Annotated in this window: 22 protein-coding genes; 13 read left to right on the top strand and 9 right to left on the bottom strand. The window is 45.9% G+C overall.

Going from position 1 to position 26,032, the window contains the following annotated elements:
- Positions 1-54: 54 nt before the first annotated feature.
- Entirely contained in the window at positions 55-414 is a 360-nt protein-coding gene (locus CWM47_RS27395; RefSeq protein ID WP_100991805.1) for a BlaI/MecI/CopY family transcriptional regulator, read from the bottom strand.
- Positions 415-525: 111 nt separating this feature from the next.
- Here CWM47_RS27395 and CWM47_RS27390 point away from each other — a divergent pair, with 111 nt between their 5' ends.
- The 3 genes from CWM47_RS27390 (at position 526) to CWM47_RS27380 (ending at position 3,655) form a co-directional block, all read left to right on the top strand.
- The gene (locus tag CWM47_RS27390) at positions 526-1,002 is read left to right on the top strand and encodes a gliding motility lipoprotein GldH (RefSeq protein WP_100991804.1); all 477 of its coding nucleotides are present in this window, start codon (positions 526-528) and stop codon (positions 1,000-1,002) included.
- Between the two features lie 19 nt (positions 1,003-1,021).
- Positions 1,022-1,660, top strand: a complete 639-nt coding sequence (locus CWM47_RS27385) for a phosphatase PAP2 family protein (RefSeq protein WP_100991803.1) — start codon at positions 1,022-1,024, stop codon at positions 1,658-1,660.
- A gap of 102 nt (positions 1,661-1,762) precedes the next feature.
- Positions 1,763-3,655 carry an amidophosphoribosyltransferase gene (locus CWM47_RS27380; protein WP_100991802.1) on the top strand — a complete coding sequence of 631 codons (1,893 nt, stop codon included), beginning with the start codon at positions 1,763-1,765 and terminating at the stop codon, positions 3,653-3,655.
- Positions 3,656-3,757: 102 nt separating this feature from the next.
- Here CWM47_RS27380 and CWM47_RS27375 read toward each other — a convergent pair whose 3' ends face one another.
- On the bottom strand, positions 3,758-5,173 hold the full coding sequence (locus tag CWM47_RS27375) for a vanadium-dependent haloperoxidase (RefSeq protein ID WP_100991801.1): 1,416 nt from the start codon (positions 5,171-5,173) through the stop codon (positions 3,758-3,760).
- A gap of 173 nt (positions 5,174-5,346) precedes the next feature.
- On the opposite strand from CWM47_RS27375, the gene dnaG reads away from it, so the two are divergent.
- Positions 5,347-7,440, top strand: a complete 2,094-nt coding sequence (gene dnaG, locus CWM47_RS27370) for a DNA primase (RefSeq protein WP_100991800.1) — start codon at positions 5,347-5,349, stop codon at positions 7,438-7,440.
- 76 nt (positions 7,441-7,516) lie between these two features.
- Here dnaG and CWM47_RS27365 read toward each other — a convergent pair whose 3' ends face one another.
- On the bottom strand, positions 7,517-7,903 hold the full coding sequence (locus tag CWM47_RS27365; protein ID WP_240625493.1) for a hypothetical protein: 387 nt from the start codon (positions 7,901-7,903) through the stop codon (positions 7,517-7,519).
- A gap of 227 nt (positions 7,904-8,130) precedes the next feature.
- Here CWM47_RS27365 and CWM47_RS27360 point away from each other — a divergent pair, with 227 nt between their 5' ends.
- On the top strand, positions 8,131-8,826 hold the full coding sequence (locus CWM47_RS27360) for a LuxR C-terminal-related transcriptional regulator (protein WP_100991799.1): 696 nt from the start codon (positions 8,131-8,133) through the stop codon (positions 8,824-8,826).
- 9 nt (positions 8,827-8,835) lie between these two features.
- On the opposite strand, the gene CWM47_RS27355 is transcribed toward CWM47_RS27360, so the two are convergent.
- Positions 8,836-9,774, bottom strand: a complete 939-nt coding sequence (locus tag CWM47_RS27355) for a LytTR family DNA-binding domain-containing protein (RefSeq protein ID WP_240625492.1) — start codon at positions 9,772-9,774, stop codon at positions 8,836-8,838.
- Positions 9,775-10,033: 259 nt separating this feature from the next.
- On the opposite strand from CWM47_RS27355, the gene CWM47_RS38835 reads away from it, so the two are divergent.
- Entirely contained in the window at positions 10,034-10,186 is a 153-nt protein-coding gene (locus CWM47_RS38835; RefSeq protein WP_170069456.1) for a hypothetical protein, read from the top strand.
- A 12-nt stretch (positions 10,187-10,198) separates the two neighbouring features.
- The gene (locus CWM47_RS27350) at positions 10,199-11,314 is read left to right on the top strand and encodes a lysophospholipid acyltransferase family protein (protein WP_100991797.1); all 1,116 of its coding nucleotides are present in this window, start codon (positions 10,199-10,201) and stop codon (positions 11,312-11,314) included.
- A gap of 88 nt (positions 11,315-11,402) precedes the next feature.
- Here CWM47_RS27350 and CWM47_RS27345 read toward each other — a convergent pair whose 3' ends face one another.
- The 3 genes from CWM47_RS27345 to CWM47_RS27335 form a co-directional block, all read right to left on the bottom strand.
- Positions 11,403-12,965, bottom strand: coding sequence for an Rne/Rng family ribonuclease (locus tag CWM47_RS27345; protein WP_206170549.1), 1,563 nt, complete (start codon positions 12,963-12,965; stop codon positions 11,403-11,405).
- Positions 12,966-13,373: 408 nt separating this feature from the next.
- Positions 13,374-14,255: a tetratricopeptide repeat protein gene (locus CWM47_RS27340; protein ID WP_100991796.1), complete on the bottom strand. Its 882-nt coding sequence runs from the start codon at positions 14,253-14,255 to the stop codon at positions 13,374-13,376.
- 56 nt (positions 14,256-14,311) lie between these two features.
- Complete coding sequence (locus CWM47_RS27335) at positions 14,312-14,614, bottom strand: HU family DNA-binding protein (protein WP_046577075.1); 303 nt, start codon at positions 14,612-14,614, stop codon at positions 14,312-14,314.
- A gap of 140 nt (positions 14,615-14,754) precedes the next feature.
- Here CWM47_RS27335 and mutY point away from each other — a divergent pair, with 140 nt between their 5' ends.
- The 4 genes from mutY (at position 14,755) to CWM47_RS27315 (ending at position 18,984) form a co-directional block, all read left to right on the top strand.
- A complete protein-coding gene (gene mutY, locus CWM47_RS27330) occupies positions 14,755-15,843 on the top strand; it encodes an A/G-specific adenine glycosylase (RefSeq protein ID WP_100991795.1) in 1,089 nt (362 codons plus the stop codon).
- A 73-nt stretch (positions 15,844-15,916) separates the two neighbouring features.
- Positions 15,917-16,447 (top strand): single-stranded DNA-binding protein, encoded by a 531-nt coding sequence (locus CWM47_RS27325; RefSeq protein WP_100991794.1) that lies wholly within the window; start codon positions 15,917-15,919, stop codon positions 16,445-16,447.
- Positions 16,448-16,488: 41 nt separating this feature from the next.
- Positions 16,489-17,838, top strand: a complete 1,350-nt coding sequence (gldE, locus tag CWM47_RS27320) for a gliding motility-associated protein GldE (protein WP_100991793.1) — start codon at positions 16,489-16,491, stop codon at positions 17,836-17,838.
- 114 nt (positions 17,839-17,952) lie between these two features.
- Positions 17,953-18,984, top strand: coding sequence for a phytanoyl-CoA dioxygenase family protein (locus tag CWM47_RS27315; RefSeq protein ID WP_100991792.1), 1,032 nt, complete (start codon positions 17,953-17,955; stop codon positions 18,982-18,984).
- A gap of 46 nt (positions 18,985-19,030) precedes the next feature.
- Here the strand turns inward: CWM47_RS27315 and CWM47_RS27310 are convergent, their stop codons facing one another.
- A complete protein-coding gene (locus CWM47_RS27310) occupies positions 19,031-20,140 on the bottom strand; it encodes an LBF_2804 family protein (protein ID WP_206170548.1) in 1,110 nt (369 codons plus the stop codon).
- Positions 20,141-20,304: 164 nt separating this feature from the next.
- On the opposite strand from CWM47_RS27310, the gene CWM47_RS27305 reads away from it, so the two are divergent.
- On the top strand, positions 20,305-21,420 hold the full coding sequence (locus CWM47_RS27305) for a DUF3500 domain-containing protein (RefSeq protein WP_100991791.1): 1,116 nt from the start codon (positions 20,305-20,307) through the stop codon (positions 21,418-21,420).
- Between the two features lie 87 nt (positions 21,421-21,507).
- The gene (locus CWM47_RS27300) at positions 21,508-23,121 is read left to right on the top strand and encodes a S8 family peptidase (protein WP_100991790.1); all 1,614 of its coding nucleotides are present in this window, start codon (positions 21,508-21,510) and stop codon (positions 23,119-23,121) included.
- Between the two features lie 74 nt (positions 23,122-23,195).
- Here the strand turns inward: CWM47_RS27300 and CWM47_RS40685 are convergent, their stop codons facing one another.
- Positions 23,196-25,976: a S8 family serine peptidase gene (locus CWM47_RS40685; RefSeq protein ID WP_100994077.1), complete on the bottom strand. Its 2,781-nt coding sequence runs from the start codon at positions 25,974-25,976 to the stop codon at positions 23,196-23,198.
- Positions 25,977-26,032: the final 56 nt, after the last annotated feature.

Raw genomic sequence — 26,032 nt, 5'->3', positions numbered from 1 at the left:
TCCTGGACCAGCGTCCGGTTAAAACTATCGGACGTTCGTCCGGGAGGATACCACTTATTTCTTCTCGATCATAGCCAGGATTTCCCGCAGCTCATCGGCCGAAATTTTCTCATTCTTAGCAAAGTAGCTAACCAGATTCTTGTAGGAGTTATCAAAATATTCGTCGACTACTTTCGTCAGCACAAACCGATTCTGATACGCTTCCTTTGTTATAATCGGGTAGTATTCGTGCGTATTGCCATATGCCTTATGACCTATGTAGCCCTTTTCTTCGAGGTTGCGAACAATAGTCGAAACCGTATTATAGTGCAAGGGAGGATTTGTAAACTGGGGTACCATGTCTTTCACATAGCCCTGCTCCATTTTCCAGACTACCTGCATCACTTCTTCTTCTTTTGCTGTTAACTTTTCCATAGAACAAAGCTAGAACTATTTTTGTCGTTTGCAAACTAGTTAAGTAGTTTTTTGCCATTTGAAAAGCCAGTTGTACCGTTGTAGCTTTGCATACTATTTAGGGTGATGTGTATGAAAGGTTTAAGGTTACTGTTGTGTACGGTATTGCTGATTGGCGGTTGCGACACAAATGCAGTTTATAAAGAATATACGGATATCGACGATGGGAAGTGGTACATCAAAAATGCCCCATCATTCACCTTCGAGATCGCCGATGCGTCGCAGCTCTACAATATTTATTACAACCTGCGTAATAGCGTATCATACGGGTATTACAACCTGTATTTGACACGTTACCTGCGTGATGCGAGCGGGAAAGAAATCGAATCCCGTTTGGACGAGTTGATTTTGATGGACCCTAAAACCGGCAAACCAAACGGCGATGGCCTTGGCGATTTATTCGACCATAAGTTCCTGATAAAACGTAACTATCGTTTTCCAAAGCCGGGGAAATACACCATGCAGTTGAAGCAGTATATGCGTCAGGACCCGCTGCTCAACATAATGAGCGTAGGCATTACGGTTGAAAAGGCTACTCAAGCTCATTAACCCAACTTTAGTGTTCCTGATGCTAGTTAATTTGTTGCGCAGAAATCGATTCTTTTTCCTCGCCTACGCCCTGATATTGGCAGTGGTTGGGACGTTGCAACTGTTGTACACACAAGAGCAGTTGATGCAGTGGGTAAACACACGTAATAGTGTTCTTGCCGATTTAATTTTTCCCTACATTACCTACGTGGGTGATGGGACCTTTTTCGTTGCCGTTTGTTTGCTTCTCCTGCTTTTTAACTGGCGTATCGGGCTGATGGCCTTCGCAAGTTTTGCCCTGTCTTCGCTGACGTCCGAGTTTTTAAAGAAGATTGTTTTCAATGGTTCGCCCCGGCCGCTCAAATATTTCGAACATTCGACTTTCCAATACCACATTATCAAAGGTTTGGATATTCACAGCTATAACAGCTTTCCATCGGGCCATACCACCACCGCTTTTGCCATGTTCGGCTTGCTGGCTTTTCTGGATGAAAAGAAGAGCCGGGGCTGGGTTTGGTTGCTACTAGGCGTTCTGGCAGGCTATTCGCGGGTATATTTGTTCCAGCATTTTGTCGAAGATACATTCGCTGGTTCACTGGTTGGCACGCTGTCAACCGTTATTATTTATTTGCTAATGAGTCACTGGGCGACAAAAACGGGTCCTGCCGACAATAGGTAGATGCCTTTTTTGCCTACATTTGTTTAGTGGCCTGCCGAACCATTGAACAGGTAGTGCCGTTACCTCAGTACTACTAAATCAAGTGCTTCGACAAACTCCCTCATGAGCGACGCCATCAAACATGAGTGCGGTATTGCCCTAATTAGATTGCGCAAACCGTACCAGTATTACATTGATAAGTACGGTACAGCACTATACGCAGCCAACAAACTCTACCTGCTCATGGAAAAGCAGGTCAATCGCGGCCAGGACGGTGCCGGGATTGCCAACATCAAGCTCGACGTTCCTGCCGGGCATCGGTACATCAGCCGCTATCGCTCTGTCGACCAGCGACCCGTAACGGACATCTTCGAAAAGGTCAATAAGAAATTTCGTAAAGCGCTCAAAGGCAACAAAGACAAAGCCAAAGACGCGAAATGGCTCCAGGAAAACATCGCTTTCACGGGCGAGGTATGGATGGGCCACCTGCGCTATGGTACCCACGGCGCCAACGAAATTGAAAACTGCCACCCAATGCTCCGTCAGAGCAACTGGCGTAGTCGAAATCTGGTCGTAGCGGGAAACTTCAACATGACCAATGTCGACGAACTGTTCGATAAACTCGTTTCGCTGGGCCAGCATCCGAAGGATAAGGTTGACACCGTAACGGTGATGGAGAAAATTGGTCACTTCCTCGACGAGGAAAACCAACGCGTATTCGAGCGATTCAAGGGTATTTACGAAAACCCTGATTTGTCGGATATCATCGAAGATAACCTCGATATGCAGCGCGTTTTGCACCGGTCCTGTCGCGATTTCGACGGGGGCTATGCTATGGTTGGCATGACAGGCTACGGAGCTTCCTTTGTGGCGCGTGACCCGGCAGGTATTCGTCCAGCTTACTATTATGCCGACGATGAAGTGGTGGTGGTGGCCTCAGAGAAGCCCGCTATCAAAACTGCTTTCAACGTCGATTACAGTGCTATTCAGGAAGTGAAGCCCGGCCATGCCCTCATCATTGATAAATATGGTGAATACATGGAGCAGGAGTTTGTGAAACCAATCGAAAAGAAATCATGCAGTTTTGAGCGGATTTACTTCTCGCGGGCTACCGATCCTGATATTTATAACGAACGCAAAACGCTGGGAAAACTGCTTATTCCGCAGATTCTCAAAGAAATAGATTATGATCTCGAAAACACAGTCTTCTCATACATACCGAATACGGCCGAAACGGCTTTCTTCGGCATGGTAGAAGGATTGGAAGATTATCTGGCCAAGCAACGTAAAAAGGCTATCATGGATGGTATTCTTTTTGAAGAAGAGCTGGATCGGGTACTTTCTTTCCGGCCGCGTATCGAGAAACTGGTTGCCAAAGATGTAAAATTACGAACATTTATCGCCGACGACTCGCAGCGTGACGATATGGTATCGCATGTGTATGACACGACGTTTGAGGTTATCAAAAAAGGAAAGGATAATGTAGTCGTTGTCGACGACTCTATTGTGCGGGGTACAACCCTGGAAAAGAGTATCCTTCGTATGCTGGACCGCCTGGGTCCCAAGAAAATCATCATTGTCTCGTCGGCTCCCCAAATTCGTTTTCCTGACTGTTACGGCATCGATATGTCGAAGTTCAAGGAATTTATTGGTTTCCGGGCCGCACTCGAACTACTCAAAGATCGGGGTCAGGAAGACTTGTTGGATGAAGTCTATGGACAGTGCGTAGCCGCAATCGAAACAGGAAATGCGTCGAAGAAAAACTATGTGAAAGCTCTTTTTGAGCCGTTTACACACGAAGAACTATCAAAGAAAGTTGCTCAGATCGTTACGCCTGCCGAACTTAATGCTGAGGTTGCAGTTGTGTATCAAACAGTTGAGAACCTTCACAAAGCATGCCCTAATCATTCGGGCGATTGGTATTTTACGGGCGATTATCCAACGCCCGGCGGAAACGTTGTGGTCAACAAGGCCTTCGTGAATTTTATGGAAGGCAAACTGGTAAGAGCTTATTAGGGTTCAGGTATAAAAAGTGAAGTGGGTGCAGTAAGTAAAAAGAGTCATGTTCCTTACTGACTTATTTTTACTTACTGTACCCACTTCACTTTTTATAAACGGTTATTTCAGCCAGCCCAGCGCATTGACGTTAGCGCCAATCTTCTTGCCTTCGGCCAGACCCGTGTCATTATCCTGCTTTGTATGGATGTTACCATAAAAACGGGAATCTGCCGACTCGGTAGCTGCCTGTGTAAACGATGTAAAAGAGCGCGTTTTGAACTCAACATTGCGTGCTACGTCCTTGATTCTGCCAATGTGCGAATCATCAGTAAACGCAAAGTTTTCGCCGTATAAAGCTGTTAATACGGTAGCGGCAGACGACGATTGTGTGGCGTGCCCTGACGGAAAACCCGGGAAAGGAGGAGCAGGCCAAAAGGGTACCCAGTTAGGGTCGATGGCCAGCCGAACGTAGGTATAAGGACGAATATTATTATAGATATACTTGCAACGCCAGCATAAAGTAAATGCATCGGCTACTGAGATGCCGGTACGGGCAAACGTTTCGATGGCCTTTGCAAGGTCAGCTTTACTTTTTACAGCCGCAATCCGGGCAATGTTATAGGAGTGGCCTGGTGGCGTAAATGTCTCTACCGGATTATCTGCCCACCAAACGGCAATTTCTTTTTCTGTCTGGGTTAAATTCTTTGATTTAGTGTACACGTCAAGGTACTGACCGAAGGTTGCCGATTTGGTATCTGTAGAATAAGGAAGCGGTTTGGGCATGAGTAAAGCATCGTTCGCTTTAACAAATGTTCTATTTTTTCCCCAGTACGGTTGCATTGGAATTTTCTGGCCGTTTTCGGTAGGTTGCCAAAGACCAGCTCCTGTAGGGACAATATAACTTGCCGGGAAATTACGGCTGTAACCGGCATCACCCCCATCTGTCTTTGACCATTCAAACAACGCATCGGCTATTTTTTTGCCAAAATCGACAGAGCGCTGGTTTACTGTTTCGTCGGTTTCTTTGAACGTAGTTAATAAAGCCGCTTCGAGCGAATCAATCGTTGCTTTATTCCCTGCACTGGTCGTTGGGTACAAATTGCGTAAAATGGCCGCTTCTGCTGCGTTGGCACTCAAGGCCCAGTTATACGTTTTGCCCGACTCAACCAGCGGTAAAGCTGTCAAACCCTGAAGTTGACCAACAAGTGATTTGTGAGTTACTAGACCAAATACTATTGCTTCATACATGGCTATACAGGCATAACCGTACGCACGAGACGCTACGGGTGGAGTAAAACCGGCTGTTGTTTTTGTTAACTTGAGTTGCAAGACCGCCCATTGCGTGGCCACGTCACCCGTGTATTGATCCGCTGTTTTTCCGCCTACCGGTATTACAGGATCAGGGTCTGCCGGTTGAATGCGGCAGGCTTGCAATAAAACTACCAGCAGTATACTTGCTGGGAACTTCCACCGATTACTTTGAAAACTGGTTTTGGAAGCACGCTGGTTTGAAACAGGAAGGAAAGGTGAATTCATAAATAGTTACGGAAAAAATCGTCTCATTTAATATATATCTGAACCTCAATGAGGAATAAGCGCAAAAACGCTGCCAAAGTAAATAATTGCTCAGTCTGATTACCGATTAGCCGGATAGGCAACCGCCAACTTTAGCCTTATCTTTGATAGGCTATATAACTTCTATTTATCCAATGCGAATTCCTGAAGAAACCGTTGAACGAATCCGTCAATCAACCGACATTCTGGAAGTAATCAACGACTTTGTATCGCTCAAAAAACGGGGTAGCAACTACATTGCCTGTTGCCCGTTTCACAATGAGAAAACGCCGTCATTTAACGTTAACCCTAGCCGGCAAATTTACAAATGCTTTGGCTGTGGTAAGGCGGGTGATGCTGTTCGTTTTGTCATGGACATCGAAAATATCGGCTATGGCGAAGCACTCCGCTACTTAGCGAAAAAATACGGTGTAGAGATTGAAGAACAGGAACAAACTCCTGAAGATCTTCTGCGGCAGAACGAACGGGAGAGCCTCCTGATCGTACTCAACTTTGCCAAAACCTTTTTTCAGGAAACAATGCAAACAACCGATGAAGGTAAAAGCATTGGGCTGAGTTACTTCAGGGAACGAGGGTTTACGAATCCAACCATCGATGCGTTCGAACTAGGGTATACGCTCGATCAATGGGATGCATTGCTGAAAGAAGGAGAACGAAGAGGATACAGCCGCGATTTGCTCGAAAAAGCAGGACTGATTCTACTTAAAGAAGGGAGTACGGGTGGCGATAAAAAAGTATTCGATCGGTTTAGGGGGCGGGTTATGTTTCCCATCCATAACGTATCCGGTCGGGTTATCGCTTTCGGGGCCAGAATTTTAAAAACGGATAAAAATCAACCCAAATACCTAAATTCGCCCGAAACGACGGTCTACCATAAAAGTCAGGTTCTGTATGGGATCTTTCAGGCGAAGCAGGCTATACGCCAGGAAGATGTCTGTTATCTGACAGAAGGATACACAGATGTGATTTCGCTGCATCAGGCTGGTATCAAAAACGTGGTTGCATCGTCGGGTACATCGCTCACAACCGAGCAAATAAGGTTGATTTCGCGTTTCACACCCAATGTTACGATTCTCTACGATGGCGACGCTGCGGGTATCAAAGCGGCTCTGCGTGGGTTGGATATGGTGCTGGAAGAAGGCTTGAATCTAAAGCTACTCCTGTTGCCCGATGGTGAGGACCCCGATAGCTACGTGCATAAGGTTGGGGCCGATGCCTTCAAAACATATATTCGGGAGCAGTCGCAGGACTTTATCGACTTTAAAGCCAGCCGATGGTTAAGCGAAGCGGGGGATAATCCACTCAAGCGTGCCGAAGGTATCTCTGACGTATGTGTCAGTATCACAAAAATTCCCGACTCGCTTAAGCGCCAGACACTGTCTCAGCGCGTAGCTCAGGTTTTTCATGTTAGTGAACAATCGGTCATTTCGGAAATAAATCGGCTATTACGGAAACAGCAGGAGCAAGGCAAGAAGGATTCAGAGCGGCAGCAACGGTCTGTAGATCTATCCAGAAAACAGCCTTCCGGTCATCCATCAGCATCATCAGAACCATCTGCCGATGATATAAATGCTCTATTTGCCGGTGTCAGCGATGAGCCATTTCAGGCAGAGACTCCTGTCGATGCACCAGCGTCAGGAAAGTTCTATACTGATGAGCGCATAAAGCCCGTTAGGGCGCCTTTATCATACCAAGAGGAGGAATGTATCCGATTGCTGATAAACTACGGTGCACGCGAACTAGAGCCGGGTATAACACTCTGTCAATATGTATTGAGCGAGCTGCACGAGATTGATTTTCAGACGTCGCCTTACAATCTGATTCTAACTTTGTTTCGGGAAGCTTACAGCCGGGGTGAAATCCTGACGGCGGGTGATTTCTTGAATCGTCGCCCTAATGCACCAGGAGGGCCTAATGACATAGAAATCCAGAGTCAGGCCATCCACATGACTACGCCCCGCTACGAAATCAGCGGTGGGTGGTTAAAACACGAGATCTTTGTTCCCTCGGAGGAGGAGATTGCCATTTTAGCTGACTCAGCTTACCGGAACATACTGCGAATTAAAAAGATGCTGGCAGAGCAACGGATGGCAACGCTACAGCAATTGCTTCGGGAGTCGAGGAATAAATCACCCGAAGAAGCTGATCAGTTATTGGGCGAATTTATGCACTTCAAACGGATCGATATTGAAATTTCAAGTCTTCTGGGTACCGTTATTTCGGGATAAATCAATCGATAAGGATACGAAAAAAGCCCCGGCTATTTTCTAGTCGGGGCAACCTTTATATAGGGGAGGATGAACACTAAGCTTGAGCTACCGTCGTGACGCTAATCAATTCGGCATCTATTTGTCGATTCAACTCATCCAACAAATTGGCATGTGAGTAGAGTTGACCGGGTTTAGAAAGCTGAGCAGATTGCCCCGTTTTCTGACCCGACATATCGAGTAATAACGTCATCAAAACATCGCCCATATGTTGGCGGAGTTCAATGAGTCTATTGAGACGTGCCCGGCTTGCCGATGGCTGTCGGCGGGCTGTTGTCTGTAGCGTATTTATAATTCGATCCAATTTAGCGAAGCGATAATGGAATGCTTCTGTCGCCTGCGCCCATGCCAATATGACTTTTTGGATCTCCTCTTCTGAGGCTTCGTAGCCGAACGTGATTGCTGATTCTTCCTGATTCATCATCCGATGGTCAAATATGTGTGTTGCAATTGGATAATCAAAAATAGACTCCTTCTAGGGCTGAAAGCAAACCGTTTTGCGTGAAATCACCATTTTTCCGGACGAAATCACCCATAAAGTTTAAACTAAATAGTTGATTTCGTCCGGGAAAATGGTGATTTCACTCATTTGCGGTTGCCGATGGCTCTCTATCAGTGTTACATTGTTCCACCTATAGATGTAAAAAGACCATGAATCATTTAGACAGTGGTGAGGAACTCACAAAAAAATTTGCGATTCGTCGTCGCGATTTTTCGATCCTCGTTGCGCAGTCAGAGTTATTTAACTGTGAAGTATTGAGCCAGCTTTTAAAGGAACAGGGCTATAATGTTGTCGGTCGTGCCGTCGAGATGGAAGATACCCTGCAGCAAATCAGAGTGAAGCGACCTCAATGCGTAATACTGGAATCGGAGATTTCCGGACAGCGGAGTTTTGACATTGTTGAGCAGATGCAACGATCAAATCAGCAAACAAAATTCATTTTATATACCCGAAATCCTGATATGCGAATGGTAGCCAGTGCTATGCAAATGGGCTTCTTTGGATTCCTGTATGCGACAGATGGCCTGGACGAATTATACCGATGCTTTCAAACGGTCAGTAATGGAGGTTGTTACTATAGTAATGGCTTTATGAATCTGCTCAAAGACTATGGTGTAGAGGTGATCTCCGATACGACCCGCAAGGAACTAAGCCGGTTAACTCAGCGTGAGCGTGAAGTATTACGAATGATTGCAAATGGAAACACGGCCAACGAAATTGCCGATCAGCTTAATATCAGCTATCGTACTGCCGTGAATCATAAAGCACATATTGCAAAAAAACTGGAATTAACCAGCTGTCGGCAATTACCAAAGTATAGTATTGCGGTGAAGAATTATTTATAAGAGGGTGCCTTAAGAGGCAACCATGAAGGAGTCTGAATTGATATAAGATCCTCCCTGGCCGCTTTGTAACCATTCCCGGAACTCCTGCATACGTGCGCGGGGGACTATAATATTGTGCCCTTCAGGCATGTTAAGCCTGACTATATATTTACCGTTTTCCCAATAGGCGTAGTTTAACACGGCTTGTCTGTTAACTATATAATCGCGCTTAATGCGAAAGAATTGGTTTGGGTCCAGTTCTGCTTCCAGTTCGTTAAGGGTTTTGCCAATCAGATAGCGCCCTTTAGCTAACTCCGCGTAGTAGAATCGCTCTTCAATAGTAAAGTAGTAAACGTCGTTTACCGGGAAGTCCAATTCGCCAAACGAATTTTTCCCTTTCAAGTAAGACAGATAAGGTGAAGGTGTTATGGGTTTTGGTAAAAAAGTGGCTGATAGGGCTAAAGCTTCCTGGGCTGCCTTGGCAGCATCTGCTTCGGCAGCTTCCTGAGCTTCCCGACGTTGTTGCAAAAAATCCTGTAAAAGCGAAATGTTGATGGCTGTATAGCCAATTAATATAACCGGGAACAAATACATGAAATAAACGTGCCACGTATATGTATCAACTATATATACTTTCCAGTAGCTGCTAAGAGAGTATCTGGGATATTGTTCTATTAGAAAACGAATGGTTTGGGTAACTGGATCAAATAGCCAAAAAGCAAAGCATAAAACGGGTAAGAAACGTAGTTCATAACGACCTATCTCTGTCCAGGTGTTTTGAACAACTTGTGCATTGAACCAGCTATGAAAACGATTGACAAGCGATATGGTAATAAACACGGTAAATAATTCAGGAATTATTGCTGCGCGTAAAAAAAGCCATACGTAATGGAAATAACCGCCGGCTTTTTCTACTTTTTCTGTTTTTATCTCGTAACCAATAGACCACGAAACGGCCTCGATAAGCACAAGAATACTGAACAGTATGACAACACTGTTGATCGGTTTGCTCAGGAAGCTCCGGGTTAATCGAATTTCCTTCATACGGTTCTCTTATTCAAATCTCGTACTAAGATAGTAGTAATATTTAATTAATTCCAAGTGTGAATTGATGACTTTTTCACCATTGATGACCCTTGCTTGAGCTAGTAGCTTTGTATCAACAATAAGGCGCAAATAAAACGCCAATCAAACAATCAACTACTTATCTCAAACAATCTCTATTATCATGAAAAAACAATTCGCCATCAAACCAGCTCAAGTTGTTAAAGCCATCACGAATTCGGTAGCTAAGTCAGAATCAGCCAATGTATTGAAATTTCTTGCAGATGGTGCTTGCTGCAGCAGCTGGGATCTGTCAAGAATTGTAGCCACCCGTTAATTTAAGTATGCCATGCTAACTGCAAAGCAACTATATAAACAAGAGCTGGAGCAATGCCGCCAACACTTCGAGCGGGTAGACCTTGTGAAAGAACAAGGCTACCTCATGAAGTTCACCACATTCTCGGCAACTGTTGAGAATCTTCTGCCCGCTATACCCCGACAAGAGCATGAAACAATGTTTAAGGAGCTATTGCTGCAGCAGATTTTCACCACTTTCGATCAGCAATGTCTTACAGCTGGAGATTTAGTAAAGCTACGCGGAACGCACAAAGGACTCAAAAAAGCAGACGGCCCTCGCATTTATTGTACTTATCATTTGGGTTCATACCGTCTACTTACCAGTGTGCTCTTTAGGCAGGGTATCGATTGTGTTCTACTTGTTGGTAGTAACATGAATCGGTCTCAGGGCGATGGCATGGCAGAACATATTGAGGGATTACGAAAGAAACATGGCCTAACGAACGTTTTTCGGGTGGTCGAAACGGGGAGCCCATCAGCAGGTCTAACAATCCTGCGAGAATTGAAAGCTGGGCGCTCACTCATCGTTTATGTCGACGGGAGCCCGGAAACGGCACCCGAAGCAAAAGATGAATCACAATTTTTGTCGGTGCGTTTTGGCAACCGACGCGTATTGACACGCAAAGGAGTTGGGTATTTGTCGCATGCAACCGGTATCCCTATTGTGCCGGTGGCGAGTTACCGTGAGCCTGATATGACAAATGTGCTTCATTTTATGAAGCCAATCCGCCCAATTCCCCGAAGTGATCGGGAGATTTACTGTCAGGAGGCTATGCAACAACTTTACGATGCCTTCTGGCCGTTGTTGAACAAATTCCCCGGACAGTGGGAGGGCTGGAACTTTATCCATTCGTTTTTACAACCTGAAACGAATACTGGTATTAGTGCGAGAAGAGGAGGGGGCTGCCCATCCTTTAACGAAGAAAGATATTCACTGTGTGATCTTCAAGAGGCACCTATCCTCTTCGATCGGCAACTTTACCAAACGTATGAAATAACCGAAGATCTACGTGATTTGCTGTTAAATTTAAATGAAGTCGAATCCGTTGAAGCTATTGTTGGCCAGGAAGTTTTTGGCGAATTAATGGAAATGGAAGTACTTCATTAAGCAAACCAGACTGATACAAAAAGTGCCCCGATCTAGTTATAGGTCGGGGCACTTTTTGTATCAGTCTGTAGTAATTTTTTACTATAGACTAGGCATTGCTACTTACTTCAATTTCTTCTCCGGATTTATTGAAAAATTTGAAGTTAACGATGCCTAATGAGGTATCTTTAACAAGCTTCACCCATACTTTATATTTCATATACCATTGAACCTGTTTGGAATAAATCCCTTTGGTATAATAGGCATAGAGAAATGGGTTCATAGAAATCGAAATGCCACGTTCATTCTGCTTCGTCAGAATATAGTCGAGATTATTTTCAATTACGTCTGTTACCAGTACGCTGGCCTGAATAGTGCCCGTGCCACCACAAGTTGGGCATACTTCACGAGTAACGATATTCATTTCCGGCCTCACACGTTGTCGCGTGATCTGCATAAGGCCAAACTTCGTTAATGGAAGAATGGTGAACTTGGAGCGTTCCGGTTTCATTTCATCGCGCATGATGTCTTGCAGAAGTTTTTTATTATCTGCTTTTTTCATGTCAATGAAATCAATGACGATGATACCACCCATGTCACGCAATCGAAGCTGACGAGCTATTTCCTTGGCAGCCTCGCGGTTTACACTAATGGCTGTTGCTTCCTGATCTTCTTCCGAATTTGACTTATTCCCGCTGTTTACATCAATAACGTGTAACGCTTCGGTATGTTCAATGATCAGATAACCACCTCCCGGCAAACTAACAGATCGGCCGAATAACGACTTGAGCTGTTTTTCGAGGCCTAAAGCTTCAAAAACCTTCGTTTTTCCGGTGTGGAGTTTAACGATTTTCTCTTTGTCGGGCGCAATCGTATGAATAAAATCTCTGATTTCGTCAAATGATTCGCGTGTATCGACGGTAATGCTCTCAAACGATTCGTTGAGCATATCCCGTAAAATAGACGAAGCGCGATTCATTTCGCCCAGGATTCTATCGCGGGGCTTGGCATCGGCAAGGGATTTAATGGCCTGGTCCCACTTGGCAAGTGAGTTTTGCAGGTCTCGGTCGAGCTCTTCAACGTCTTTATCCTGCGCGACAGTTCGGACAATAACGCCAAAGTTTTTTGGTTTTAGCGACGACATAAGCCGCATCAACCGCGACCGCTCGGCACGGTCTGTAATTTTTTTAGATAGATTGACGCCATCCGAAAAGGGCACAAGGACTAAATAACGTCCGGCAATGGAAATGTCGCAGGAAAGGCGTGGACCTTTGGTCGAGATAGGTTCTTTAACTACCTGAACCAGAATGGGAGCGTTTTTCGTCAGTACCTTATCGATTTTCCCGATTTTGTCGATAACTGGCTCTAACTGGTTAGGGTTGAGCCGTCCGGTAGTGACGCGCTTGGCGATAACATCTTTAACAAGCTTGTTGAGCGAATTAATATTCGGCCCCAAGTCCTGATAGTGTAGAAACCCATCTTTTTCATGACCAACGTCTACAAAAGCAGCGTTAAGCCCCGACGATAGTTTTTTGACAGTTCCTAAGTATAGATCGCCAACGGTGAAGCTGCTGTCTAACTCTTCTTCGTGATACTCCAGCAATCTCTTGTTTTGCAAGAGCGCAATCCGATCACCTTTCTGAGTCGAACTGATAACTAATTCATTACTCACAAGATGAATGTACGGTTAGAATGGCAATATAAAAAGAAAGAAGCCACGTTCGGACTTTGCAGACCGGCCGAGGCTTCTATGAATAAGTTTGTCGTACATTGTTCGTCGTTTAAGCGCGTCGAACAAATCGGCTTTCTTTGACGACGAACAACGAACGACAAACTATTTTTTCTTGTGCCGATTTTTTCTTAGCCGTTTTTTCCGCTTGTGAGTGGCAATCTTGTGTCGTTTCCGTTTCTTACCGCAAGGCATAGTTAAACAGTGTTTAATGGTTGAAATACATGTCGGCCAATCACTCGATCAAGCCCTATTTTGAAGTTGTATAGTTCTAAGGTTACAGCAGCATAAAGCAGATATCTTTACTTTGAAACCACTTTACACTGTTATGACTCAACAACTTTATAACTTTCACTTAAGCCGCTCTTCGTACTCGCGCACAGCGGCTAAAATTTGCGGGTCTTTCTCCTGCTTCTTTACCTGAGCAAGTACTTGTTTAGCTTCGGCTTTCTGACCGGCTTCGGCTAAACTGACGCCCAGATAAAACTGAGCTTTTCGGCTTGTCGGGTTATTAACCAAAATTTGCCGGAATCGCTCAATAGCCCGTTCATACTGATTAGACCGCATGGATAGCAAGCCTAAGTTGAACAGAGCTAATTCATTCGTTGGGTCCTGTTTCAATACGTCGCGCAACAGCATGATTCCTTTCATGGGCGTGTCTGTATTTACATAGGTCATTGCCATATTCGCCTTGGCCGACAACAGGTTTGGGTTTTTCTCCAGCGCCTGTTCGTACAGCTCCCGGGTCTTTTGGCCCAGCAGAGCTGTTTTCTTTTCGTCCACAGCAAACGTGTACGCTTCGAAATGTTCATCGCCAGCCCTCAACAGATTACGCTCATTGGGTTGAGCAATAGCTATCAGTTCCGCATAATGAGCTGCACTGTCATAGCGTGTAGCTTCGCGGAACACAGCAATTAGCTTGCCTCCGATAGTTTCTTTCTGTGTTGGACTTGCCTTATCAAATTCAGTTTCCAGCGCTGTAATACGCTCTTGTTGCGCCGGCGATACGGGCTTCTCATGGATTTCCGACTGACCGGCTCCGTTTTCTGTAGAGGCTACGTTGAGAGAATCAGTTCCTGATTTAACAGTTGTGGGCGCTTGCATCGCATGTCCTCCTGAAGTTACTGCCCCAAGTTGCTTGTTCTCATTACGCACTACCACTTTCGGACGGGTATACAACCCAACCGTTAAGGCAGCCGCCAGTATGACAACAAACAACACAGATTTATTCATAGGAGATACTAATTATGATGCAAACGCCCAAGTCTGCTCTTTTCAGGCTACTTGTCTTACTCCGCCGTTACTTTGGCTTTGTCGCTGGTTTTTACCTGCTCAACAAAAACTTTGGCGGGTTTAAAGCTCGGAATAAAGTGCTCATCGATTACCATAGCGGTATTCTTCGAGATATTCCGGGCTACTTTCTTGGCTCTTTTCTTATTGATGAAGCTGCCGAACCCTCTCACATAAATGTTCTCTCCCTCGGCCAGCGAGTCCTTAACTACTGAAAAGAATGTTTCCAGTGTGTTTGTCACTTCTGCCTTGTCAATTCCGGTCTTATCGGAGATCTCGGCAATTACATCTGCTTTCGTCACGACTTCTTAAACTTTAACGTTTACTGTATTGTTGAAAATTGGGGCCTCAAAAATGGGAGCACAAAGGTAGGGGTTTCCCATAAATTATAAAACCTGTATCCCCCTTTTTATAAGCTAACGTTCTATTTTTTAATTTTATTTTGAATTGGCAATCAGACTCTAACGGTATCGAAACCACTTTTGCGCCTGTACTCGAACAGTGGTATGAGCTCCACAAGCGAGACCTTCCCTGGCGTCACACCCTCGATCCCTACGCTATTTGGCTATCGGAAATAATCCTCCAGCAAACCCGTGTAGCACAGGGAAAGCCATACTATGAACGCTTTGTAACCACTTACCCAACCGTAGCGGATATGGCCAGGGCCGACGAACGGGAGCTACTCCGCCTATGGCAGGGCCTAGGTTATTATTCCCGCGCCCGAAATCTGCACCAGACTGCTCGTTACGTAACGGAAAAATTGTCAGGTAAGTTTCCTGATACCTATCATGAGTTGCTGAAAATGAAGGGGATAGGTAATTATACGGCCGCTGCTATAGCCTCCTTTGCCTTTGGTGAACGAGTGCCGGTTGTGGATGGAAATGTGTATAGAGTACTTTCGCGGGTTTTTGGGATTGATGAAGATATTACGACGACTACCGCAAAAAAAACATTTGCCACGCTTGCCATGCGGCTGATTCAAACGGCCAATGACCCGGCTACTTACAATCAGGCTATCATGGAATTTGGGGCTATTCACTGCACGCCCGTTGCACCCGACTGTCTCCTTTGTCCAATTCAGCAGCAGTGCGTAGCTTATTTGACCGGCCGTCAGCACCGGCTACCGGTTAAATCAAAAAAAGCGCCGGTACGTGAGCGGTATTTTAATTACTTGGTTTTTCGGAATGAAGGTCGATTAGCACTTAGGGAGAGGACAGCGCGTGATATCTGGCAGAATCTCTATGATTTTTATTTACTGGAAACTGATGAGCCCAAAACTGCGTTGCGTGACATACCCTTGTCTGATCCAGTCGCTCAGGTCGTTGATCAGAGTGTTCCTGCCGCTTTGCCAGTGGAGTCGATGCAGTTGTTATCGCATCAACGAATTCGGGCTCGATTTTACCTGATTGATGTACCCGATGAGCTAATTAATAGCTTGCCGATTGATTTACAGTGGTATTTGCCTGTTGAAATAAGTAACCTACCTAAGCCTGTTTTGATTACAAACTATTTGGATCAGCAGTTTGGATAAGTCGGTATATTTCAGTATCTTTAATCTCCTTAAACGCTAACCGTATTAACCGGTAACCAACAAAATAAAGAGTATGGCAAGTCTGAATAAGATGACAATCATCGGCAATCTGGGTGCCGATCCTGAGGTTCGCTATCTGGATGGCGGTGCTGTTGTGGCAACATTTAATGTGGCAACTACCGAAAAATATACAAACCGGAATGGCGAAAAAGTAGAGCAGACCGAATGGTTTCGGGTTGAATTATGGAATGAACAGGCTAAAGTGGCTGAAAAATATTTAAAGAAAGGCAATTCTGTGTACGTTGAAGGCCGTTTACGGACGGAGTTATGGACCGACAAAGAAGGTAAAGAACGCACATCTTTACGGGTACGTGCCAGCATCATGCAATTGCTCGGTAGCCCGAATGAAAATCAGGGGGGAGGTAATGAGCCCTATGAAGCTCCCCGCCAGCAGTCGGCTCCGGCCCAACCAGCCAGTGCTCCTCGCCAGCAAGCGGCACCACAGGCCGCCCCTGCACCACGCCCGCAGGCACCAGCACAACGACGGGAGCCGGAACCAGTACCTTTTGAGAGCAATAGTAGTGATGACGACTTGCCGTTCTAACCTACTTGACGCGCTCAGTTGTTGAACGAGATTTAATATACATGGACCTTAGTGATCCTCTTCCTCGACAGGTGCTCCTGGCCACAGACGGCTGGAGCACCTATTTTGATTTATACGGCCCCTACACGGCCCTCATTCTTTTGCTGTTGACACTCGCCGGTTTAGTATCGGCTTCCGAAGCAGCATTCTTCTCTCTATCGCCCGATGATCGGGCTCTTTGCCGGGATAGCAACCTTGCCGATGACCAGCGTATTGCTACATTGCTCGAACGGCCAAAGCGGCTGCTGGCCTCGTTGGTAATATTCAATAATTTATTAAATATTGCTATTGTTGTTATTGTTACCTACCTGACCTGGAAGTTCTCACAAAACTTGCAAGGGAGAACAAGCTGGATACTACCGTTGGTAACATTGGTAACAACGGTAGCTATTGTACTTTTCGGTGAGATAGTCCCCAAGGTGTATGCCAGTCAAAATAACCTGATAGTGGCTCGGAAAACAGCTTTTCTGGCTAAAATGGGCTTGACTGTATTTCGACCACTGGCAATGATTCTGGTAAATCTGAGTAATCAGGTTGATCGCCGTATTCAGCGAAAAGGGTACAAGCTTTCCGTTGAAGAATTGAGTCAGGCAGTTGAATTGACCGGAATGAATGCAACTGTTGAAGAAAAAGAAATACTTAAAGGTATCGTTAACTTCAGCAACCTGACAGCCCGCCAGGTGATGCGTGCCCGATTGGATATTTCGGCGGTAGAGGACGACCTGACGTTTAGTGAATTAATGGCGCTGATTAACGCATCGGGCTATTCGCGGGTGCCCGTTTTTCATGAATCACTCGATCAAATCGAAGGTATTCTGTACATTAAAGATTTACTGACGCATATTCACCAGGACGATTCATTTGACTGGCAATCGTTGTTGCGTCCCGCCTTCTTTATCCCCGAGAACAAGAAAGTGGATGACCTCTTGCAGGACTTCCAGAAACGGCGTGTTCATATGGCAATTGTGGTCGATGAATATGGTGGCACACGGGGTCTGGTTACGCTTGAGGATATTATTGAAGAAATATTTGGCGATATCAACGATGAGTTTGATGATGAAACGCCCGTTGGCTATCGTCGCGAAGATGACTGGACAGTGGTGTTCGAAGGAAAGATGCCCATTACAGATGTGTGTAGGATACTCAATGTAGATGCTACTACATTCGAAACTGTGCAGGGCGACAGCGAGTCACTGGGAGGTTTATTGCTTGAACTTTTTAATCGACTACCGAAACCAGGTGAAGAAACGATTTATGCTGATTTCTTATTTCATGTGGTATCCGCTGACGATAAACGAATCAATGAAGTAAGAGTTAGAAAAGGCAATGAAGTACTACAGTCACAGTCCTAATTCATACCCTTTATTACGCTATAATTAATCATTATCGGCTGTTTAGGTTATATAGTTTGTAAAAGAAGGCAGTTTTTATATTTTTGATGCAAACCCTGGTTTACGCTATCATTTATGAGTCTTCTTTCAAAACTAAAGTCTGTGGCCAAGCAGGTGCTCCGCCCCGAACAAAAAGCAAAGCCAGTTACTGAATTTGTTTATGACACATTGCCTTGGATCGATAAGAAAGACGCTGACATTGCGTCGTTTATCAACCACTTTCCGGCGGTTAAAGAACTCCCCTACGATTTAGCCGAAAAATTAGCGTTTTGGCGTGACAATGGGTACGTCATCCTGGGCAAGGCGATTGATACTGACTGGCTTGACCAGTTATGGAGTGAAGTTGAGGAGTTGGTTGAGCACCATGAAAAATACCAGACACAGGTGCGGATTGATCTTCCTGAATACCAGGCAAACCCGATTTTGCCCGTGAAGGATGTGCCAAAAACCGTGTTGAACGGCCCATATATCAAATTCAATGATTTTCACGATAACTCGGTGATTGGCAAAAAAATAATGCTTCACAAAAATATCGTGACTTTCCTTGAAGCTGTATTTGGTGAAAAGGTGATTGCTATGCAGAGTTTATTGTTTAAATATGGTAGCCAGCAGGCAACACACCAAGATTTTGCCTACGTCGTATCCGAAATCCCCAGCCATCTGGCGGCTGCCTGGATAGCGCTCGAAGATGTGCAGATAGATGCAGGTCCGCTCTCCTATTACCCGGGGTCGCATAAGATTGCTAAGTTTAACTTTGGCAATGGCATATTCTTTAACAATGAATCGACACTTAATCCAGGTGATTTTGCTACATACCTAGACGCTGCTTGCCAAAAAGCAGGGATGGAGAAAAAAACTTTGCTGATTAAAAAAGGAGAAGTATTGATCTGGCATGCTGCGCTCGCACATGGAGGAGAAGCCATTCGGAACAGCGCCTTGACACGGAAATCATACGTGTGCCACTATTCATCTGACAGCGCTTATAAACATCATCGCCAGAGACCCACCGAGGAACCAGTTCGACGGACAATAAACGGAGCCGATGTATTCGTTAACCCAACAATGCCCGATCAGGAGGATATCTTTACCAAAGGTAAAATGATGTAGTATAAAGTGAAGGCTAAGAATATAAAGTGCTTTCAGGATAAGCTTATTATACCCAAAGCCCGCGCCCTTGATTGTAATCGTTACCAATCCGCTGTATGTCATTAGCTGAATAAGTAAGAAATCCGTTTTTACGCAGTTCACTCAACCGTCTCTTTTCGAGTAATGACAGCTTACCATCAACCAGAACACCAAAAACAATAAGCCGTTCGAGACTACGGCGCACATCCATAGGTGCCTGTGCTACCTGCGTTAAAAAATCTCCGGTTAAGGGTGTATCAACCTGTAGACCAAAACGGTCAACCAATGTCTCAGTAAGCAAAAAGTGGGAATAGTTGTATTGCCGTTTCAGAATAGCCACATATTGCAATGCTTCGAGCAGCAAAGGGCGTAATTGATCGTTTTTGCCCCATTCTTCGTGTAGTTCGTGCACAAACTCACGAATCGTTATTGGAGACATAACCCGAACCTGCGCTTCGTGCAGTACCTGCCATGAAGCCCAGGCATTCCAGAACGCATAGATAGGTATACCGGCAAGGTCAGTTATCTGGCGCAGGGCGAAGCGCCCAATAAACCGTTTCAACAAAAATTTCAGGGCTAAATTGCTTAGGGCTGCCTTTACCATATTCAGCAGAAAGAAGATAGTGAGACCCCAGCGCGGCATATTTAAATAGGGGTCTATTCCGAAACGTAGAATACCTCTGTTCGTTTTCTCTAAAGCCGCATCGGCCAATGCCTGCAAATGACGATCATACTGGGCGTCGTGAGCGTTGGGAAATTGACATACGCGCATAATCATCTTTACCGCGTGAAGATTCAGAACAACCAGCAAATTCACCTCTACATACACCAACAGCACGCCATAAAGAGTTGTAATAAGCGGCAGTTCGTAAGCATCGCCTAAAAACCAGACGGTTGTGCCTGAAAATAGATCCGGCCAGACGTACTGAGGGCCATAAAGTAATAAAACACCCATAACACCAAGCAAAACCGCCATGGTGAGGGTAACTATTTTGGTTCGCCGAATGACTCGACTTTCTATCGAATTTAATACATAAGGCTCATCGGTTGGATGTGATGTGTCCAGGGACTGGCGCAGGTAGCGCAGTGCCAGGTGGTCGAATGGACCTGAGCTATCATTTGGTGGCCGGGTGGACATATCTTTCGTTGACAGTGAGTTAACCTGTAAACTGTCAAACAGCTGTGGTTGTTAATGAAATAAGGATATATCGTATAAATCAGTTGATGGAGTGGCAATTACAGCCAAATAGGTAAATGTCGATAGTCGAAAGCTTTGTCAATTACCTAACAACTTTTTCACTTATGAAACCCTTCCTTTTATTCTGTTTATTGTCTGTTCAGGCATTGGCTCAGCAAACGGCTTCTCCTAAAAAGCCAACAGCTGCCCAGCAGCGTGTCAAGGACGATATGCTTGATGCCGCCACAACATTTTTGGGCTTGCTGACGCCAGAACAACGTAAGGTGGCGATATACCCGCTCGATGACGTCGAGCGATTTAACTGGCACTATGTTCCCCGCGAACGTAAAGGGCTGCCACTTAAACAAATGACTGCAGATCAGCGCCAGGCGGCAATGGCTATGCTCAAAACCGGACTGAGCAATCAGGGGTATGATAAGGCGACATCCATTATAGATATGGAAAATGTGTTGCGTGTTATCGATAACCGCCCTCCTAACGATGTCTATCGCGACCCTGAAAATTATTCCTTCACCGTATTCGGTGATCCGGCAGAGAAAACTCCCTGGAGCTGGCGCATTGAAGGGCATCACTTATCCCTACAGTTTTTGTCGCTGACCGGTCAGGTGCTGGCCCAGACACCCACGTTCTTTGGCAGTAATCCAGGTGTATTAAAGTATGACGCCACTATGGCCGATAAACGCATGGCTGACCCACGCATAAATGATTTGCCCCAGAAAGGGAGAGAGATTCTAAAGCAGGAAACCGAACAGGCATTTGCCTTACTGAAAACGCTTACGCCCGACCAGCTAAAAAAAGCAATAGTAGGCGCCGTGGCTTATCCTGAAATCGTGACAACCAATAAACGGATGGCCTCGATCGAGAAAATGGATGGCCTCATGTTATCTGAAATGACTGCCGAGCAGCGCAAGCTATTTTTGTCATTACTACAAGTGTATATGACTAATTACCGGATTACGCTGGCTAAACAACAAATGGCTAAACTGGAAAAATCTGGGTTGGATAGTCTGCGTTTTGCCTGGGCGGGTGATTTAACGCCAGAGCTGGGCGACGGGAAAGGGTGGTATTACCGAATTCATGGTCCCACGATCCTGATTGAGTATGATAACACCCAAACCAATGCCAACCACATTCACACCGTTGTGCGGGATTTAACGAATGATTGGGGCGAAGATCTGCTAAAAGAGCACTATAAGAATAGTCACGCAGCCAAGCCATAGAGAACAATATGAGGGCCGTTTAACAATTTTTAAGCTAAACTTAAGCCGGTTTCTTCGTAATTTGTGGAGATTTTTTGTTCTTAATTCATGAAGAAACTCCTTTTTAGCGCGTCTGTTTGTCTGTTCTCAGTAGCAGCGTTGGCGCAGGAAACGCAGTGGTATCTGCGTGATAAAACCGATAAAACAGCTGGAATCAGTGTTGAGCGGACGTATAACGAACTACTTAAAGGGCGTAAACCAACCCCTGTTATCGTAGCCGTTATTGATGGAGGAATTGACACAACCCACGAAGATCTTCGTCGGGTGTTGTGGCTAAATCCTAAAGAAATAGCTGGTAATGGTAAAGACGACGATAAAAACGGCTATGTAGACGATGTGCATGGCTGGAACTTCATCGGTGGTAAAGATGGCCGGAATGTTGGGTATGAAACTGCCGAGGTAACTCGCCTTTACGCGCAGCTTAAACCTACCTATGAAGGTAAAACTGCGGTCGACCGGAAAACACTCAAGCCAGAGCAACAGAAAGAGTATGACCTGTATGTAAAAACAAAAGCTGAGGTTGAAAAAAATCAGGCTCAGTATAAGTCGCAATATCAGGGCATCAGTCAATTTTCTGAGCAATTTACCTCAGCCGTTACAACCTTGAAGAAGGCGCTTAATGTATCGAAGCTTGATACATTGACGTTGCGTAAAGCTGCCGACACGCTGAGTGATGCCGCGCTGAAACGGCCTGTAGCCGGTATATTACGCCTGTTACGCCAACAGGGCGCTGCCGATACAGATGTGGTTATGAGTGAACTCGAAAAAGCCAATGAGCAACTCAAGTCACGGGCCGAGTACAACTACAATCCCGACTTTAATAGCCGTGAAATTGTAGGCGACAACCCGAACGATATGACGCAGCGTGATTACGGTAACGCCGATATTGCGGGGCCTCGTCCTGACCACGGTACACACGTAGCTGGTATCATTGGGGCTGACCGTACCAATAATCTGGGGGTGATGGGTATTGCCGATGCCGTACAGATCATGGGTGTTCGGGCGGTGCCTGATGGCGACGAACGCGATAAAGATGTGGCTAATGCTATCCGGTATGCGGTTGACAACGGAGCGCAGATCATTAACATGAGTTTCGGTAAGGATTACTCGCCCCAGCGGAAAACAGTGGAAGATGCTGAACGCTACGCGCTTACAAAAGGCGTGCTCATGATTCATGCGGCTGGTAATGATGGCAAAGACATTGATACCGCAGCAAACTATCCGGCTCCCCGGTTTATTGATGGCTCAGCCATTCCAAACGTAATAACGGTAGGGGCTAGTGCCGAACCTAATACCGCCGATCTGATCGCCAGTTTTTCTAATTACGGTAAACAGAATGTCGATGTGTTTGCACCGGGTAAGGATATTTATTCGACCGTACCGGGAAGCAAATACGAAAACAATAGCGGTACAAGCATGGCCTCACCAGTCGTGGCAGGGGTAGCGGCCGTATTGAAGTCATACTTCCCGAAGTTGACGTATGCTGACATTAAGCGCATCATCCTGCAATCGGCAACGCCCTATAGCACCAAAGTCACAAAGCCTGAATCGACCGATACAGTTGGCTTTGCTACCTTGTCGAAAACGGGTGGAATCGTCAATTTGTATGACGCTGTGAAACTGGCTTTAGCTCAGGAAGCAACTTCCGGAAAAGGAAAATAGGTATAATCGACGCCTGTTGAGGTGCTGAACAAGAACCGGTTCATTTGTTGGCGTTAGGCCGTAAATGAACCGGTTTACTTTTTTATAAATCGCTCCGTTTGGGTTGAGCGGCCGTCTGTAAGCTGTAAAATGTATGTACCAGCCGGTAGGTTAAGAACAGATATATGTGCTTCAAAATGACCATTTTGCGCCTTGAGCGAAACGGGCAATTGTAGCAAAACGCCCTGAGCATTAAACAGCCTGGCTTCGGCCTGAGTTGCCAGCGGGCTTGCATAATGTATAGAAAGGGTATTATCTGTGGGGTTGGGATATACGATGAACTGATCACCGGGATCGGCGGTAACGGGTGCCGTTGACGACGTCGTTGTACTGGATATAGCTGCTGTTGTCTGTACAAGTCGATTTGTTGACCAGGCAACACAATCTTTTTGCTTCACCTGCACTTTGTAATCACCTGCCTGAGTGACAAGAAAACGATACTGATTGCCATTCGATAAAATCTGGCCATCCCGATACCATTGGTAGCGATACGACGTATCGACTGTGGCTTTCAGGGTCACTGTACCACCCAGAGGTAAGATAAGTTCTGTTTCCTGAGGGGTTATGTCTAGATGGCGAATAGATGTAAGTACCAGTTTAGTTGCGGCTGACAGTGCCTGACAACCATCCTGTGTTACCCGAACCTGATAACTGCCTGGCAAACTGGTACTGAAGGTAATTGCGTGGTTGTTGTCAATAACAACTCCGTTATAAAGCCAATCTATCGTTTCGCTCGGTGAACTTGCCGTCGTCTGTAATGTAACAACCATCTTGTCGTCACAAAGCAATTGATCCGTGCCTGGTGTCATGATGGCCGTCGGCGTTCGGACGTCTACCCGTACAGGCTGGGAGGTGGCTGCACAGCCTTTTGTATCTGTAATACGCAGTAAATAAGAGCCCGTTCTGGTGACCTGATAAGCAGGATTTGATGTACTGGCTACCACAACCCCATCGCGTAGCCATTGGTATTTTAAGCCCGTTGTATTTGTAGAGGCCTGAAGAAAAAAGGGTGTGCCGCTACATATAGATGTATCTTTTCTGGGCTGGATAGAGGCTGTTAGCTGGCAGTTCGTGTGGGTCAGCCCGCTGACAATAACAGAGAATGGCTGGCTGGAATAAGTCATCGTTCCCTTGTGCGAAACCGTAAGGGTATAAGTTTGCCCGGCCACCGGATTGGCAATGTAAATCTGTTCGACGTTGTCCCGAATGTTATCGCCCCGACCAGCTGCCAGAGCAGGTTGGGCTGGATTTAGTATGAAGGGAAACTCTGTTTGCTGACTCGTTTTCAGGCGTAAATCAAGATCGTTGACGAGTTTGGGCGTTCGGCTATTGACTGAACTGGACGTAACGCTGGTGGTCGTTCCTTCGGGATCTGTCCAGCAGAGGGTTATCAGCAAGGGTTCATTTCCCTGTGCAACGATGGATTGCGTAAACGTGCCACTGGAGACCAATGCTTTTTCCAGTACCAGATTTGCCAGATTTTCATTCAACAAAAGGCGGGCTGCGGCTTCTGTATTCAGGAGTCCCCAGCCTTGCCGGTAATCAGGTCCGGCGGATGGGTTGGGCCGGGTAGCGGTATGAATTGCCAGCCCCTTTAACGTTGCCGCCCGCATAAATTGCCCGCTGGTAGGTAAACCGCCGGCTCGTTGGGTGGCATATAATTCCTGTAATAAAAAGAGCGAGCCTGCCACATTTGCCGATGCCATCGACGTACCACTATAGATGCCATAGGCAGTATTGCTGGTGCTCAAAGACGACAATACATCTGAGCCAATACCTAACAGGTCTGGTTTTATGCGCCCGTCGTCGGTTGGTCCCCAGCCACTAAAGCCCATTGTTCCCAACAGGACGGCCTTGTTTTGATCGGTAAACGATACATTGGCGGCCCCAACGGTCAAAACGTTTTTTGCTGTAGCTTCCCCTGGAATAACATCATAGGTATCATTTTGGCTTCGGGCCAGGGTGCTTTTTGTATCTGTGTTTTTCAGGAAATAAGGTGTTCCCGTAGGTGGGCCGGTTTCACTACGCTTATTATCTGCCGAGCGTACCATCAGAAAGAACGGATTGTTGTAGGCTATCCTGTCCAGATCGCGGGTATTTGCCGTATAAAAGCCGAAAAGATAATCCTCTGTTTCACTTATTTGTGTATTACCCCACCATTCCCATTTCAGATTGGGGTCTTTGCCGGGGCGGGATTCATTGTAGACCCAACCAACGACCGGGCCGTATGAATGATTTGAGATAAGTAGATTCGAGGCTGTGGAAGTGAGTTCGGTTATGTCGTTGGTATAATCCCAAACAGACAGTTGTGACCCGAATGCCATTCCCTTCGCCTGTGCGTTAATGCCTTTGGCAATGAGTGTTCCCGCAAGGTGGGTGGTGTGGTTATTGAGCGTAGTAAGATTATCTTTCTGGGTAATTCTGGCAACGGCTCCACCAAACTCGTTGTGTGATTCCAGCACCTTACCACCATCCCACAATCCTAATCGGCCAGCCATAACCGCCGAACCGCCCGACAGGGCAATGGGTAAAGAGCCGTTTCCCTGTAAAGCCTGCGTTTGCGTGCCGCGTGCCGCTTCAACATTATGGAGGGTATAATAAACCGGCTGGCCCAGCGCATCAATTTCCTGAAGTTGAAGAACTCGTTGATTGGAATAGTTTTTGCTAAGGGGCCAGCCTCTCTGCTGTGCCAGTCGAAGCGTACGTTCGCGTAGAGTAATGTGGCGTTGACTAAGCTCCTTTTGCCAGTTTAACTTAAGTTCTTCGCTGGTTGACTGTGCCTTGAGGGGGCTTCCTGATCCGATTAAAAACGACAAAATGAGGCACCATGCAACCGGAGAAAAAGCCCCTGAAATGCACTGTACCCCATTTT

The organism is Spirosoma pollinicola (genome assembly GCF_002831565.1).
Taxonomy (GTDB): Bacteria; Bacteroidota; Bacteroidia; order Cytophagales; family Spirosomataceae; genus Spirosoma; species Spirosoma pollinicola.
This window is presented reverse-complemented; position numbering and strand designations above follow the sequence as displayed.